The 15092-nt window shown below is 38.6% G+C and carries 14 protein-coding genes; 2 read left to right on the top strand and 12 right to left on the bottom strand.

The annotated features are described in order from the left end of the window. Nucleotides 1-15: 15 nt before the first annotated feature. The 11 genes from mtaB to gpr all read right to left on the bottom strand — a co-directional run bounded on the left by mtaB (nucleotide 16) and on the right by gpr (nucleotide 12844). Nucleotides 16-1386, bottom strand: a complete 1371-nt coding sequence (mtaB, locus tag AC3ANV_RS07310; RefSeq protein ID WP_488312974.1) for a tRNA (N(6)-L-threonylcarbamoyladenosine(37)-C(2))-methylthiotransferase MtaB — start codon at nucleotides 1384-1386, stop codon at nucleotides 16-18. 6 nt (nucleotides 1387-1392) lie between these two features. Then, nucleotides 1393-2142, bottom strand: coding sequence for a 16S rRNA (uracil(1498)-N(3))-methyltransferase (locus AC3ANV_RS07305; RefSeq protein ID WP_488312973.1), 750 nt, complete (start codon nucleotides 2140-2142; stop codon nucleotides 1393-1395). Between the two features lie 106 nt (nucleotides 2143-2248). Beyond that, nucleotides 2249-3190, bottom strand: a complete 942-nt coding sequence (gene prmA / locus AC3ANV_RS07300) for a 50S ribosomal protein L11 methyltransferase (RefSeq protein WP_488312972.1) — start codon at nucleotides 3188-3190, stop codon at nucleotides 2249-2251. 18 nt (nucleotides 3191-3208) lie between these two features. Next, the gene (gene dnaJ / locus AC3ANV_RS07295) at nucleotides 3209-4336 is read right to left on the bottom strand and encodes a molecular chaperone DnaJ (protein ID WP_488312971.1); all 1128 of its coding nucleotides are present in this window, start codon (nucleotides 4334-4336) and stop codon (nucleotides 3209-3211) included. Between the two features lie 141 nt (nucleotides 4337-4477). Next, on the bottom strand, nucleotides 4478-6310 hold the full coding sequence (dnaK, locus tag AC3ANV_RS07290; RefSeq protein ID WP_488312970.1) for a molecular chaperone DnaK: 1833 nt from the start codon (nucleotides 6308-6310) through the stop codon (nucleotides 4478-4480). 36 nt (nucleotides 6311-6346) lie between these two features. After that, nucleotides 6347-6937, bottom strand: coding sequence for a nucleotide exchange factor GrpE (gene grpE, locus AC3ANV_RS07285; RefSeq protein WP_488312969.1), 591 nt, complete (start codon nucleotides 6935-6937; stop codon nucleotides 6347-6349). A gap of 105 nt (nucleotides 6938-7042) precedes the next feature. Continuing rightward, the gene (gene hrcA, locus AC3ANV_RS07280) at nucleotides 7043-8074 is read right to left on the bottom strand and encodes a heat-inducible transcriptional repressor HrcA (RefSeq protein WP_488312968.1); all 1032 of its coding nucleotides are present in this window, start codon (nucleotides 8072-8074) and stop codon (nucleotides 7043-7045) included. Between the two features lie 107 nt (nucleotides 8075-8181). After that, a complete protein-coding gene (gene hemW / locus AC3ANV_RS07275) occupies nucleotides 8182-9321 on the bottom strand; it encodes a radical SAM family heme chaperone HemW (RefSeq protein ID WP_488312967.1) in 1140 nt (379 codons plus the stop codon). 80 nt (nucleotides 9322-9401) lie between these two features. Further along, nucleotides 9402-11237, bottom strand: a complete 1836-nt coding sequence (lepA, locus tag AC3ANV_RS07270) for a translation elongation factor 4 (protein WP_488312966.1) — start codon at nucleotides 11235-11237, stop codon at nucleotides 9402-9404. 138 nt (nucleotides 11238-11375) lie between these two features. Then, the gene (locus tag AC3ANV_RS07265; RefSeq protein ID WP_488312965.1) at nucleotides 11376-11696 is read right to left on the bottom strand and encodes a DUF3679 domain-containing protein; all 321 of its coding nucleotides are present in this window, start codon (nucleotides 11694-11696) and stop codon (nucleotides 11376-11378) included. A gap of 23 nt (nucleotides 11697-11719) precedes the next feature. After that, nucleotides 11720-12844 (bottom strand): GPR endopeptidase, encoded by a 1125-nt coding sequence (gpr, locus tag AC3ANV_RS07260; protein WP_488312964.1) that lies wholly within the window; start codon nucleotides 12842-12844, stop codon nucleotides 11720-11722. A gap of 217 nt (nucleotides 12845-13061) precedes the next feature. Between gpr and rpsT the strand changes: the two genes are divergently transcribed. Next, complete coding sequence (rpsT, locus tag AC3ANV_RS07255) at nucleotides 13062-13322, top strand: 30S ribosomal protein S20 (protein ID WP_488312963.1); 261 nt, start codon at nucleotides 13062-13064, stop codon at nucleotides 13320-13322. A gap of 77 nt (nucleotides 13323-13399) precedes the next feature. On the opposite strand, the gene holA is transcribed toward rpsT, so the two are convergent. Further along, the gene (gene holA / locus AC3ANV_RS07250) at nucleotides 13400-14416 is read right to left on the bottom strand and encodes a DNA polymerase III subunit delta (protein ID WP_488312962.1); all 1017 of its coding nucleotides are present in this window, start codon (nucleotides 14414-14416) and stop codon (nucleotides 13400-13402) included. A gap of 310 nt (nucleotides 14417-14726) precedes the next feature. Between holA and AC3ANV_RS07245 the strand changes: the two genes are divergently transcribed. Beyond that, nucleotides 14727-14861 carry a YqzM family protein gene (locus AC3ANV_RS07245; protein ID WP_488312961.1) on the top strand — a complete coding sequence of 45 codons (135 nt, stop codon included), beginning with the start codon at nucleotides 14727-14729 and terminating at the stop codon, nucleotides 14859-14861. Nucleotides 14862-15092: the final 231 nt, after the last annotated feature.

Raw genomic sequence — 15092 nt, 5'->3', positions numbered from 1 at the left:
AGGGTCCTTCAAAGGTTACATTGCCGCTTCTTCTTTTACAAAAACCTCATCTTTAACAAATGTATCTTCCACAATTCTTACAAACTGCCCTTCATTATAAGGATAACCGGCTTTTGTGATTTTCACTTTGACAATTTTTCCAATCATATCCTCTGTTGCAGGAAAAACAACCTTTAAGTAATTATCTGTATATCCAACATATAAACCAGTATTGGCTTTTTCTTTGTACTCTTCCTCAGGAATGACTTCTAAAACATCGTTTTCAAAAAGAGAAGCATATTCTTTCGCCAGTTGATCGGATAGAGAAATTAAACGATGCACTCGTTCGTTCTTCACTTCCTCATCGACTTGGTCATCCATACGGGCAGCAGGTGTTCCTGTACGTTTTGAATATGGGAAAACATGAAGTTCAGAGAATTTATGTTTCTTTATAAAATTATAGGTCTCCATAAACTCTTCTTCGCTTTCACCGGGGAACCCAACAATCACATCCGAAGTAACTGCAAGTCCGGGGAGCACTTCTTTAAGACGTTCAAGTCTTTCTCCAAAAAACTCCATTGTATATTTACGGCGCATTCTTTTCAAAACAGTGTTAGAACCGGATTGAAGAGGAATATGCAGATGACGTACAATAATATTGGAATGTTTTATGACTTCAATTACTTCATCAGTAATTTGGCTTGCTTCAATAGAAGAAATTCGAAGGCGTTCCAAACCTTTTACCTCCGCCTCTAAATCACGGAGCAGCTTGGCAAGATTATAATCCTTCATGTCTTCTCCATATCCGCCGGTGTGAATACCGGTTAAGACAATTTCTTTATATCCTGCATCGACTAATTGCTGTGCTTGACGAATAACTTCTTTCGGATCACGCGATCTCATTAATCCCCGGGCCCATGGAATGATACAGAATGTACAGAAATTATTACAACCCTCTTGAATTTTTAAAGATGCACGTGTTCTGTCGGTAAATGCCGGAACATCAAGTTCTTCGTAGACCCGGTTTTTCATAATATTGCCGACACCATTTATCGGCTGCCGTTCATTTTTATATTGTTCAATATAATCAAGCATTTTCGAACGGTCCTGTGTTCCGACAACGATATCAACACCAGGAATTGCCATGATTTCAGCAGGAGATGTTTGAGCATAACACCCTGTTACACAAATAACAGCGTCCGGATTTTTCCTCACAGCTCGCCTAATTACCTGACGGCTTTTTTTATCACCGGTATTTGTTACTGTACAAGTATTTATAATATATACATCTGAAAGGGATTCAAATTCAGCCCGTTCGTAGCCTTCCTGCTTAAATAATTGCCAGATTGCTTCAGTCTCATAGTGGTTCACCTTACATCCAAGGGTATGAAACGCGACTGTTGGCATATGTTTTCACCTCAATAATTCAAAATGATAAGAAATTGCCGCAAGTGTATATAATGGGGCAGTTTCCGTTCGTAAAATACGCGGGCCTAACCCGCAAAGCGAAAAATCATTTTCCTTTAAAAACGTAACCTCTTCTTCGGTTAAACCACCTTCCGGTCCAAAAACCAAAAGGAGCGACTCACCTTTTTTCATTTTTTGTAGTGTAGCGGGAAAATTCGACGTTTCCCCATTTCTGCTCTCTTCTTCATAAGCAACTAATTTATATTGATAATCCTTGCTTTTTTTTAGTAACGTTTTAAAGCTAATTGGATTAACAACTTCAGGCAAAAAAGCTCGATGAGATTGTTCAGCAGCTTCTTTGGCAATTTTTTGCCATCTCTCTATTTTCTTTGCTGCCTTTTTTTCATCCCATTTTACAACTGAACGTGAAGCCGAAAAGGGAAGAAACTCATGGGCACCCATCTCCGTACCTTTTTGTATAATCCATTCAAGCTTGTCTCCCTTAGGCAAGCCGCTTGCTATCGTAATCGAAATCGGCAGTTCTGATCGCTCATCTTTCCATTGTACAACGTCTACAATGACTTGTTCATCGGTAATTTCTGCAATATTACAGACAGCTGATTTCCCTTCTGAATCCACACAGACGATCTGGTCACCAATTTGCATGCGCATAACCTTTAAGATATGATGGCGGTCTTCTGCGCCTATAAAAAAACGATTATCATTTACTCGTTCGTTAACAAAGTACCGTTGCACACGATGCACCCTCTTAAAAGCATTTTACTCCTTATTTTACTAAAATGAAGTTATTTTTGAAAAGAGATAAATAGAAAAAGGGGTTCAAACCACCCCTTTTTCATCATTATTTCCTATTCGCAATAATTGCAACCCAATCTTCCATTAAAATGGTTTCAGTTATTTCAAAGCCCGCTTCAACCAAAGCATCTTTAACCTGGTCTTTTTTCTGTTGAATAATTCCGGAAGCAATAAAAGATCCTCCAGGCTTAACCACTCGGGCAACATCATTTGTAAAGCGTAAAATAACTTCAGCTAGGATATTGGCAACGACGACATCTGCTGCATTTTCCTCCACACCATCAAGAAGGTTGTTTTGTGAGGTGGTCACAACTTCATTGACTTTATTTAGCTTGATGTTCAATCGAGCAGTTGTGACTGCAACTTCATCAAGATCAAAAGCTCGGACATCTTCAGCCCCTAGCATTGCGGCTGCAATGCTTAAAACTCCTGACCCTGTTCCTACATCAATCACCCGATCACGGGGACGCACGGTTCGTTCCAGTGCTTGGATACACATAACAGTTGTCGGGTGTGTTCCTGTACCAAAGGCCATTCCCGGATCCAATTCAATAATTAGTTCATCACTACTGACAGGTGTATAGATTTCCCAGGTTGGCACAATCGTGAATTTCTCGGAGATTTTAACAGGATTATAATATTTTTTCCAAGCCGTTGCCCATTCTTCTTCGTTCACTTCACTAATGGTTACTTTGTTAATACCGATATCAATATTATAAATAATTAAATTATTGATCGATTCTTTAATCGCATCTACCGTCTCACCTAAAAAACTGTTAACCGGTAAATAAGCTTTTACGATTACCCCTTCTTCGGGATAATCATCAGGATTGAGTTGGTAGATTTCCCCGAATTGATCTTCTCTTTCCTTCGTAAGATCAAACGGATCTTCAATGACTACACCGCTCGCCCCGGCTTCATGCAAAATATGAGAAATAGGTTCGATCGCTTCATTTGTTGTGTGGATACTAATTTCGGACCACTTCAAATCTACCAACTCCAATCCTTACTCGCCTTTAAAGGCACGTTTTACTTTTGAGAAAAAACTTTCTTCATGCTCGCCAATTGGAGCAGAACCGCTAATATCGCCAAATTCCCGTAAGAGTTGTTTTTGCTTATCGGTCAGCTTAGTTGGAGTAATAATGCGTACAAGAATATGCTGATCACCGACTCCATATCCACGTACATTTGGAACACCTTTTCCCTTCAAACGGAATTTGGTTCCTGTTTGCGTTCCTGCCGGGACTTTAAGCTTAACTTTTCCATGTAAAGTTGGAACCTCTATTTCATCACCTAATGATGCTTGAACAAAGGTGATTGGCATTTCACAATAAATATCATCGCCATCTCTTTCAAAAAATTCATGTGCACGGACATGGAAGACAATATATAAATCACCGGACGGTCCGCCGTTAATTCCAGCTTCCCCTTGACCGGCCATTCTTAATTGCTGACCATCGTCAATGCCAGCAGGAATTTTAACATGAATTTTTTTCCGCTTCTTCACTTTTCCTGTACCACCGCAGGTTGAACATTTATGTTTAATTTCTTTTCCTGTTCCATTACAGTGATGACAAGTTCGGCGATTCACAATTCTGCCAAACGGAGTGTTTTGCTCAACGTTTAACTGACCTGTTCCATGACAATGCTGACAGGTCTCAGGTTTCGTTCCGGGCTTTGCTCCGGAACCGCTGCAAGTATTACAGGTCTCTTCCCGTGGAATTTCAATATCCGTTTCTTTTCCAAACGCTGCCTCTTCAAAAGAAACGGTCATTGTGTACTGAAGGTCTGCACCTTGCCTTGGCGCATTTGGATCTCGTCTTCTTGAACCGCCGCCGCCAAAGAAGGTATTGAATATATCTTCAAAACCGCCAAAGCCGCCCCCAAAATCTCCGGTGCCGCCAAAGCCTTGATTTGGATCGGTATGACCGAATTGATCATAATGGGCCTTTTTTTGATCATCGCTTAACACTTCATATGCTTCAGCTATTTCCTTAAATTTATCAGCAGCATCCGGCTCTTTATTAATATCCGGATGATACTGTTTAGAGAGCTTACGATATGCTTTTTTAATCTCATCCTTTGAAGCGCCCTTACTTACCCCCAGCACCTCATAGTAATCCCGTTTACTCATGATTACCACTCCCGAATCTGTCACATAAAGATTATTTTAACATCTTTGTGAAGTATATTGCAATAAAAAACATTGCCCATAATGCAAAGAAAAAGCCAAAGCAGAATGACTGACTTTGACTTTTTCTTGCTCTTCAGCCGATTATTTATCGTCTTTTACTTCTTCGAATTCTGCATCCACAACATTGTCGTCTTTGCCGGCACCGGTTGCGCCCTCTTGGCCACCTGCAGCCTGTGCTTGCTTCGCTGCTTCTTCATAAAGCTTTACCGTCAAAGCCTGAACAATTTCCTGTAAAGCATCTTTTTTAGCACGAATTTCAGCAAGATCGTTTTTCTCAATTGCTTCTTTTAAGGCATCTTTTGCTTCATTCGCTTTTGCTACTTCAGCGGCATCCGCTTTTCCTTCAAGATCTTTTAAGGTTTTTTCTGTTGTAAAGACAAGTTGATCTGCTTCATTACGAAGCTCCACTTCTTCCTTACGCTGTTTATCTGCTTCAGCATTTTCTTCCGCTTCTCTGACCATTTTTTGAATTTCTTCATCAGAAAGACCAGTAGAAGATTTAATGGTAATTTGCTGTTCTTTATTTGTTCCCAAATCTTTTGCACGGACATTTACAATACCGTTTTTATCAATATCAAAGTTTACTTCAATTTGCGGAATCCCACGTGGAGCCGGTGGAATATCACTTAATTGGAAGCGTCCAAGTGTTTTATTGTTTGCTGCCATTGGGCGTTCACCTTGAAGAACATGGATATCAACAGCCGTTTGGTTATCTGCAGCAGTTGAAAATACTTGTGATTTAGATGTAGGGATTGTTGTATTACGATCAATTAATTTCGTAAACACACCGCCCATTGTTTCAATTCCAAGTGAAAGCGGAGTTACGTCAAGTAATACGACATCCTTAACATCTCCGGTGATTACTCCGCCTTGAATGGCTGCACCCATTGCCACAACTTCATCCGGGTTTACGCCACGATGCGGCTCTTGTCCGGTAGCTTTTTTAATAGCCTCTTGAACGGCGGGAATACGTGTTGATCCGCCAACAAGAATGACTTTGTCAATTTGTGATGGAGTTAATCCTGCATCACTTAAAGCCTGACGGGTCGGACCCATTGTCCGTTCAACAAGATGCGCTGAAATTTCGTCGAATTTTGCTCTTGATAAAGTGACTTCCAGATGAAGCGGACCTGCTGCTCCTGCTGTGATAAACGGTAAAGAAATTTGAGTTGACATTACACCTGATAGATCTTTTTTTGCTTTTTCAGCTGCATCCTTTAAACGCTGTAATGCCATTTTATCTTGAGAAAGATCTATGCCATTTTCTTTTTTGAATTGGTCTACTAAATAATCAATAATGACTTGGTCAAAATCATCTCCACCAAGACGGTTATCACCAGCAGTAGATTTTACTTCAAAAACGCCATCTCCAAGTTCAAGGATTGATACGTCAAACGTACCACCGCCAAGGTCGTAAACAAGGATTGTTTGATCTTGTTCGGTTTTATCTAATCCATATGCAAGAGCAGCTGCAGTAGGCTCATTGATAATACGCTCTACTTCAAGACCGGCAATTTTACCTGCATCCTTGGTTGCTTGACGCTCTGCATCATTGAAGTATGCAGGAACCGTAATAACAGCTTTCGTTACAGTCTCGCCAAGATAGTCTTCTGCGTAAGATTTTAAATATTGAAGGATAATGGCTGAAATTTCTTGCGGAGTATAATTTTTCCCTTCAGCTTCTACCTTATAAGCAGTACCCATATGACGTTTAATCGACATAATTGTGTTCGGATTTGTAATTGCCTGACGCTTTGCAACTTCCCCTACTTGACGTTCGCCATTTTTAAACGATACAACAGATGGGGTTGTGCGATTTCCTTCCGGATTTGGAATTACTTTTGGTTCTCCGCCTTCAAGAACTGCCACACATGAGTTGGTTGTTCCAAGGTCAATACCAATAATTTTGCTCATTGCCTTTTCCTCCTTGAAAAAATATGTAATCTTTCTTTATTGACTTACTTTTACCATTGACGGACGGATCACTCGGTCTTTCAACATATAACCTTTTTGGAACTCCTCGATAACAATGTTTGAGGCGTAATTTTCATCTTCAGCCTGCATAACTGCTTGATGCAAATGAGGGTCAAACTCTTTATTTACAGCCTCAATTGCTTCAACACCCTCTTTTTTCAAAGCTTCCAATAAACCGCGATAAACCATTTCCATACCTTGAAGCAATGATTTAGTGTGTTCATTTTCTGCTTCCATTTTTAATGCTCTTTCAAAATTGTCTAATGCAGGCAATAAATCAGATATCAATTTTTGAGCTCTATATTTTTCGCTCGCCTCACTGTCCAATCTTGTACGGCGGCGGAAATTATCAAAGTCTGCTTGAAGGCGCAAATAACGATTATCTGCTTCTTCCAGCTTGGTTTTGAGAGTTTGAATTTCTTCCTCGTAAGGATTTACTTCATTTTGCTCGAGTGTTTCTGTTTCATCAGAAACGGATTCTACCGCTTTTTCTTCAGTAAGTTCACCATTATCATTACTTAGTGACTCAATTTCTTCATTGATCGTATTGTTTTTTTCATTCGTCAAACCTACTCACCTCCCTTAAAGGGTTCTATAAATAAAGTGGAAATTAATCTTCATAGAAAGGGGTGAAACTTAAATAGATTCCACCCATACTCAATATTTCCAGCGCTAATTATTTTGATACAGCTTTGTTAACACGGAAGTCAAGTCCTTGCTCAAAAACTGCAGTAAACCAATTACGCGGGAATATTCCATTCTTGTTGGACCTAAGATGGCAATCGTCCCCATCTTTTCAGCTCCGACTGAATATGTCGCTGTGATTAAACTACAATTATCCATTGCACTTATATTGTTTTCCCTGCCAATTTTCACATGAATACCTGCTGATTCTTTTCTAATTAAATTATAGAACCATTCTTCCTGGTCAATCATGTTTAAAAGCGTACGAATTTTTGTAATATCATGAAACTCCGGCTGGCTTAACATATTTGTTTTTCCGCCAAAGAAAAGTTTTTCATTTACCGGTATTTTAAACGATTCAGCGATGGTATTCATCATTAAATCGTAATTACGGATATGCTGCCTGAGCAGCATGGCAACTTCTTTATAGATTTTATCATTTAATTCATCCAGCGGAACCCCTGCTAAACGTTCGTTCAGGATATTCACCGTTTTCTCCAAATCACTGACATCTACAGTTGCAGGTAAATTAAAGGTACGATTTTCCACATGACCTGTGTCAGTAATAAAAATTGCCACTGCTGTTTCTTTGTTTAAAGGGATGATTTGTATCCGTTTTAGCTTATTGATACTAACTGCAGGTCCAAGAACAATTGACGTATAGTTAGTTAGATCGGATAAAATCTTTGCCGATTTTTGAATAATTTTTTCAAACTCAAAAATTTTCTCAGCAAAAATCGATTGGATAATTGAAATATCCTGCTGATTCAATGCTTGAGGCGAAAGCAAATGATCGACATAATACCGATAACCTTTTTCCGAAGGAACACGCCCTGAAGAGGTATGAGTCTTCTCTATAAAACCCATCTCTTCTAAGTCAGCCATTTCATTGCGAATAGTCGCTGAACTGAATGATATTTCCTCTTTTTTCGACAAACTTCTAGAGCCGATAGGTTGTGCAGATCGAATAAAGTCATCAACAACAACCTGAAGAATCAATAATTGACGATCTGTTAACACATGCATCACCTCTGTTAGCACTCATAGCAGCCGAGTGCTAATTCTATTAATAAATTATCAAAAAAGGGGGGATGGTGTCAATCATTACATACTAAGAAAAACGGAAGTTAGACTGTCCCTAAAAAGGATTGAAAAACTTCGTTTCCCAGGAGACGTCCCCTTTTAGTTAAATGTATATTATCTTCACTCGTTTCCAACCATTGTTTTTCCACTAAATCTACAATCTCATTTTCAAATAATTGAAGTGGATTCTTTCCAAATTTACGAATAAAATGTGAAACTGATACTCCTTCGGTTTTCCGTAATCCTAAAAACATCTCTTCTTCCATTTGTTCAGCTTTTGTTACTTCATGCTCTTCAAAAACAGGCAACATTCCATTGTTAATTTGGTCGATATATTTTTTCAGCGGACCGGAATTAGATCGTCTCAGCCCATTTAGATAACTATGGGCCCCTGCTCCGAAGCCATAATAGAAATCGTTATTCCAGTAGGTCAAGTTATGTTTACTTTCGAAGCCCGGTTTTGAAAAATTACTTATTTCATATTGTTTAAAGCCGTGTTTTTCCATTTCCTCCATCAAAAGTTCATACATGGAAGCCTCGATATCTTCACCCGGAGTTAACAGTTTACCTTTTTTCATTAAATTATAAAAAACAGTTTTTGGTTCGATGATTAGCGAATATGCAGAGTAATGGGAAATATCAAGAGAAAAAGCCTCTGTTAAAGATTCTTTAAAATCAGTAAGTGTTTGTGTCGGTAAACTAAAGATTAAATCAATACTGATATTTTTAAACCCTACTTTTTTTGCATCTTCAATAGATTGATATACGTCTTTCTTTCGGTGAACACGTCCGATTTTTTGTAATAGGTCTTCATTAAAGGTTTGGACACCCAGACTAATACGATTAACCCCTGCATCCTTTAATATTTGTAATTTTCCTTTTGTTAAATCCCCTGGATTTGCCTCAAAGGTAAATTCTACATTTGCACTTTTGGGGAGATTTTTGTTTATATTTTCACAAAACCTATTAAGTTGCCGTTCATTTAATGATGTTGGAGTCCCACCTCCAACAAATATCGTTTCAAGATAGTCTGTTGGATATTGGCTTATTGTCATCCTCATTTCCTGGTCCAGTGCTTGTAAATATTCATCAACAGGCTGCCCTTTTAGAAACATTTTATTAAAATCGCAATAATGACATATATGCTCACAGAAAGGAATATGGAGATAGGCTGCTTTAATCATTTTTAATATTAACACTCCTAACATGTAACAAAAAGAGGCTAAGATTGCCTATAATCAGGCTTGTCCTAACCTCCGCTAGATTATTTTTTTGTATTGGTATCGTCCATTTTTAAGACAGCCATGAATGCTTCCTGAGGAACTTCAACGGAACCAACTTGCTTCATCCGTTTCTTACCTTCTTTTTGCTTTTCTAATAATTTTCGTTTACGGGAAATATCCCCGCCATAACATTTTGCTAATACGTTTTTACGCATCGCTTTAATGGTTGAACGTGCGACAATTTTTTGACCAATTGCAGCTTGGACAGGAACTTCAAATTGCTGCCTCGGAATTAGTTCCTTCAGCTTTTCAACGATTACTTTTCCGCGCTCATATGCAAAATCATTATGAACAATAAAGCTCAGGGCATCCACTTTTTCTGCATTTAACAATATATCCATTTTAACCAGCTTAGATGGTTTATAACCAATTAACTCATAGTCGAAGGAAGCATAACCCCGTGTACTTGATTTTAATTGATCAAAGAAATCATAAACGATTTCAGCCAATGGAATTTCATAAATGATGCTAACTCGATTTTCACCTTGATATTGCATATCAATAAAGATTCCGCGCTTGAGCTGACAAAGCTCCATAATCGCTCCAACATAATCGTTTGGAGCCATCATTGTCGCTTTTACGTAAGGCTCTTCAATACGATCAATTTTTTGCGGGTCCGGCAAATCAGATGGGTTATCCACCTTCAAATCTGATCCATCTGTCATTTTTACATGATAGATAACACTTGGTGCAGTTGTGATTAAATCAATTTTGAATTCGCGCTCAATCCGTTCCTGAATGATTTCCATATGAAGAAGTCCTAAAAATCCACAACGGAAACCAAAACCAAGAGCTTGGGAGGTTTCAGGTTCAAATTGGAGAGCAGAATCATTTAATTGAAGTTTTTCAAGGGCTTCACGCAAGTCATTAAATCTAGCCGTATCAATAGGATAAAGACCACAATACACCATCGGATTTAGTTTACGGTAACCAGGGAGCGGTTCATCAGCACCATTTTTAGCATTTGTAATGGTATCACCAACACGTGTATCCCCGACATTTTTAATGGATGCGGTCAAGAAGCCAACATCACCAACGTTTAACTCGTCAAGCAATACTGCTTTTGGAGTAAATACACCGACTTCATTCACTTCAAATTCTTTACCTGTTGCCATCATTCTTATCTTATCGCCGACCTTTACTGAACCTTCGACGACACGAATATAAGCGACAACGCCACGATATGCATCATATAAAGAATCAAAAATTAAGGCTTTAAGCGGCGCTTCCGGGTCTCCGGATGGAGCAGGGACGGTTTTTACTACTTGTTCAAGAATTTCTTCAATCCCAATCCCTGCTTTGGCAGAGGCTAATACAGCTTCAGAGGCATCCAGTCCAATGACTTCTTCTATTTCATTGCGGACCCTTTCAGGCTCAGCACTCGGTAAGTCAATTTTATTAATTACCGGTAAAATCTCAAGGTTGTTATCCAGTGCAAGATAAACATTCGCTAGTGTCTGTGCTTCAATTCCCTGTGCAGCATCTACGACTAAAATAGCCCCTTCGCATGCAGCAAGGCTTCGCGAAACCTCATAGGTAAAATCGACGTGTCCCGGTGTATCAATTAAGTGATAAATGTATTCTTCTCCATCTTTTGCTTTGTATTTTAACTGTACTGCATTTAATTTTATCGTAATCCCGCGCTCACGTTCGAGGTCCATCGAATCCAAAAGCTGGTCTTTCATTTCACGGGATGATAATGCATTTGTTTTTTCTAAAATACGGTCAGCCAATGTTGATTTCCCATGGTCAATATGGGCGATAATCGAAAAATTTCTTATTTTAGATTGTCGTTTGAGTTTTTCTTCTCTGTTCATGTCGTTCACTCCTACTATACTCGCACATGTACACTATTTCTGATTATATCAGCACGGGAATCAAGATTCAACGAAAACTGGAATCTAGCGTTTTTACTCATAAAAATAGCGGGACCACGTGGTTCCGCTATGGCTGGATTATTTTGTTATACGATTGACGAGTTCTTCGGATGCACCCGATATTCCGTCCGACAGCTTCTTACCCAACATGGAAAAAATATTAAAAGAACTGATTTCCTCAAGTTTTTTTTGCTTTGCTTTTAAATCATGAGCTGCGGGATTTTTTCCTGAAAAGGATTTATTTACTTTATCGTCCTTCTCTTTTATGGAAATGGCATCTTGAAGATCGTTATACCCCTTCATTTTATGAATGCCGCCATTTGCCATTTGCATTCCCGCTAAAACTGAGATAAACATGAGAGCAGCAATTCCAATGCTTTTTAACATAAACATCTTCATAAAAATGCTCCTAACTATCTAAGTTATTTCGTAAAATACCCTGCATTTTCCTGATCAACTGCACTGTGGAGTGAGGAATTCAAACCATTGGCGATAAGGTTTGCCATGTCTTCAATAAAGACATCCACTTCCTTTGGTGTAACCATTAAATTATGACCGATTGGGGATAGGACCTCATAAATCAATTTTCGTTTTTCTTCGTCTGTTAAGGTTCCAATCATTCCCAGAAACGTTTTACGATGCTTCTCCTCCGGCAAATCCTCGTCAGTAAGCTTTCGGCGTTCCCCAAAACTCATCCCGGCAGGTGCAAGCGATCTTGATGGGCGATTACCTTCTCTTATCTCTTTCCCAAAATGTTTAAGGATGAAATCGATCGTATCACTCGTGATTGAAACAGCATCCACAACGGTTGGGACACCAATGGCGATAACAGGAATTCCTAAGGTTTCTTTACTTAATTCTTTTCTTTTATTACCTACTCCGGAGCCGGGATGAATGCCTGTATCGGAAATTTGAATGGTAGAATTTACTCTTTCAATTGATCTTGATGCTAATGCATCAATTGCTATGACAAAATCCGGCTTTGTTTTTTCTACTACACCAAAAATAATATCACTTGTCTCGATCCCGGTTAATCCCATTACACCGGGTGATAAGGCACTTACGGAACGATAGCCTTCTTCCACATTTTCAGGTTGCAGCTGAAATAAATGACGGGTGATTAATAAATTTTCACAAACCATCGGTCCAAGTGCATCCGGAGTAACATTCCAATTTCCGAGCCCGACCACCAGACAAGAATCAGTTTTCTTAATTCCGGTCCCTTCCAAAAAATGAGAGAATTCATTTGCAAAAACCTTCTCTACTTTTTGTTGGAGATCGGTATCCTGCCCACGGATTCCTTGCACTTCAACTGTTAAATATCTACCTGCTTTTTTCCCTAATTGTTGTTCCCCCTCTTTCGTTACTTCCACTAAAGAAATTTTGATATCATCAACATCTTTTTCTTTTATTATGACTCCTTCAATTTGGGATAGGTTTTCTTCTTGCTGGACCGTATCCCCCCTGCCTGCAAGTACCATCTCTCTTGCTTCAATAGCTAAATCTGTACGCACAGAGTATTTACTTAAATCGACTGATTCCTTCATATTCGCAACGCTCCCATCCATAATTCCTTAAAAAATAGAAACTATTTCCTATTTTTCCCTAATCTCTGTAAAACATGCAATTGATAATTTCTATCCTTTACAAACAACTATTGCAAAAGAGTAGCACGTTTGATAAAATATCTCTTGTTCTGAATTATTGTTAATGAATGTTAAGTCGAGTTCATATAGTCTCGATTCTTTGTAGGAGGTGAAAGTAATGCCTAACATTAAATCTGCTATTAAGCGTGTAAAAACAAGCGAAGCTCGTAATGCTCAAAATACAACTGCGAAATCTGCAATGCGTACTGCTGTGAAAAAAGTAGAAGCTGCTATTTCAAATAACGACGGTGCTGCTGCTAATGAAGTATTAGCAACTGCTGCAAGTAAATTAGACAAGGCTGCTGCTAAAGGTCTTATCCACAAAAACGCTGCTGCTCGTAAAAAATCACGTCTAATGAAAAAAGCTAACTCGCTATAATAAAGCGCACAAAAAAAACGATTCCTCAATGGAATCGTTTTTTTTCGCTTTAAGGGGTTCGTCAATCGGCAAGCTCTTTACCGTTTTAATCGAAATAATAACATTTCAACCAATAAAGACTTATTCATGCCCCCGGTTTTCATCTGATAATCTGCTTCTGCAAGATGCTTCATTAAGTTTGCCAACTCTTCATCTGTAAATTTACCGGCTTGACCCGCAGCAAGCTTTGCCCGGAATGGATGAATTTTCAGATAGGATGCAATTTGTTGTTGCCCATACCCTCTACGAGACAGCTCTTTTACTTGATAGATTAACCTAAATTGGCCTGCAAGCAGCGCTAAAATCTTAAGCGGCTCCTCATTTTGCTTTAACAAATCAAAGTAAATCCGAAGTGCTTCATCAAGCTTCCGTCCGACCACTTTTTCAATTAGCGTAAAAATATTTTGCTCTAGTGATCTTGCCACTAATTTTTCAACAAGTTCTATACCAATCTTTTGTTCTCCTGAAGAATATAACGATAACTTATCCACTTCACTTGAGATCATAAACATATTTGTTCCAACAAGGGCAAGCAATAAATCAAGGGCATTGGGCTCGAATTCAATTCCGTTTGCTTTTGCTCTTTCCTTAATCCAATTCTTTAGTTCAGGCTCATTCAGTTTTTTTGCTTCAACTAAAACTGTATTTCTTTTTAATTCTTTGGTGATTTTTTTTCGTTCGTCGAGCTTTTCATATGGAGCGGAAATTACCATCACAGTATAGGGGGCAGGCTCTTTTAAATAGTTTTCCAATCTTGATAAATTATGTTCAACCTTTTCTTTTGATCTTTCAGCTGTTAAAAACGATGGATTATGTAAAAAAATCACTTTTCTTTCACCTAGAAAAGGAAAAGTTTCCGCATCTTCCAATACTACCTCAATCGGTGTTTCCTCCAGATCATAAGTGGAAAAATTAAAATCCTTTTCTTCCTCATCCAGAATTGAATCAAGAAGTAATTGCTTCGTTTCATTGATTAAGAAGAGTTCCGTTCCATATAATAAATAAATAGGAGCTATGTCCTTTTTTTTAATTTGTTTCCAAATATCCAATACCATTTTAATACCAGCGCTCCTTTGTCCACATAACACATAACTATCGTAAAGAAGCTTGGTCAATTTGACAAGTACTTAAAGGGAATTAGCAGCATTATCTTTAAGCGCCAATTCCCGATCTATAATGAACGCCTGCAATAATTGCCCTAGGATCTTTTATTGCCCGGCGGAGTTACTTTGTAAATTTAGTCTAGCCCATTCGGGATAAACTATTTGTGTTAACTCTTGTCATTAAAGGAAGCAATTCTAAAAGCTGTATGGATTTTTTATCAAAAATCGCTTATACTATATTGTGATATAGGAGGGGTAGACTGTGAATCAATTTGAAAAAGATGTGCAAAGTAAACGCAACGACGCAATTGACTCTGGAGTAGGATTTGGAGTTTCCTTTGGTTTTTTTGCTATTATGTTTATTGTCGCAACAGTCATTAAGCTAATCGGATCTTAATAATTGGTTACATACGGGTAAGAAAAGCGGAAGCGACCGTTTAAACGACGTATGGACTGGAGCGCTTCGACTGAGATAAAGGAAACACAAATTGCTTTTGTGCTTTTTCGTGTTGACTTATCATAGGGAGAAGAGCGAAGTACACTAGTCGTTGGGCGCTGGAGCTGGACAATTCTCAAAGTCAAAATTTATACAATCTTATCTTTTAAATTGGGGCTGCAGTGATGCAGC

The sequence above is a fragment of the Neobacillus sp. DFD-2R genome (assembly GCF_057747865.1).
The sequence above is the reverse complement of the archived record's forward strand: the minus strand, read 5'-3'. Positions and strand labels throughout refer to the sequence as shown.

What these genes read in the sequence shown, in the direction of transcription:
- mtaB (WP_488312974.1), bottom strand. Translation starts at nt 1,386, where the DNA reads ATGCCAACAGTCGCGTTTCATACCCTTGGATGTAAGGTGAACCACTAT.
- dnaJ (WP_488312971.1), bottom strand. Translation starts at nt 4,336, where the DNA reads ATGAGTAAACGGGATTACTATGAGGTGCTGGGGGTAAGTAAGGGCGCT.
- dnaK (WP_488312970.1), bottom strand. Translation starts at nt 6,310, where the DNA reads ATGAGCAAAATTATTGGTATTGACCTTGGAACAACCAACTCATGTGTG.
- hemW (WP_488312967.1), bottom strand. Translation starts at nt 9,321, where the DNA reads ATGATTAAAGCAGCCTATCTCCATATTCCTTTCTGTGAGCATATATGT.
- lepA (WP_488312966.1), bottom strand. Translation starts at nt 11,237, where the DNA reads ATGAACAGAGAAGAAAAACTCAAACGACAATCTAAAATAAGAAATTTT.
- AC3ANV_RS07265 (WP_488312965.1), bottom strand. Translation starts at nt 11,696, where the DNA reads ATGAAGATGTTTATGTTAAAAAGCATTGGAATTGCTGCTCTCATGTTT.
- gpr (WP_488312964.1), bottom strand. Translation starts at nt 12,844, where the DNA reads ATGAAGGAATCAGTCGATTTAAGTAAATACTCTGTGCGTACAGATTTA.
- rpsT (WP_488312963.1), top strand. Translation starts at nt 13,062, where the DNA reads ATGCCTAACATTAAATCTGCTATTAAGCGTGTAAAAACAAGCGAAGCT.
- holA (WP_488312962.1), bottom strand. Translation starts at nt 14,416, where the DNA reads ATGGTATTGGATATTTGGAAACAAATTAAAAAAAAGGACATAGCTCCT.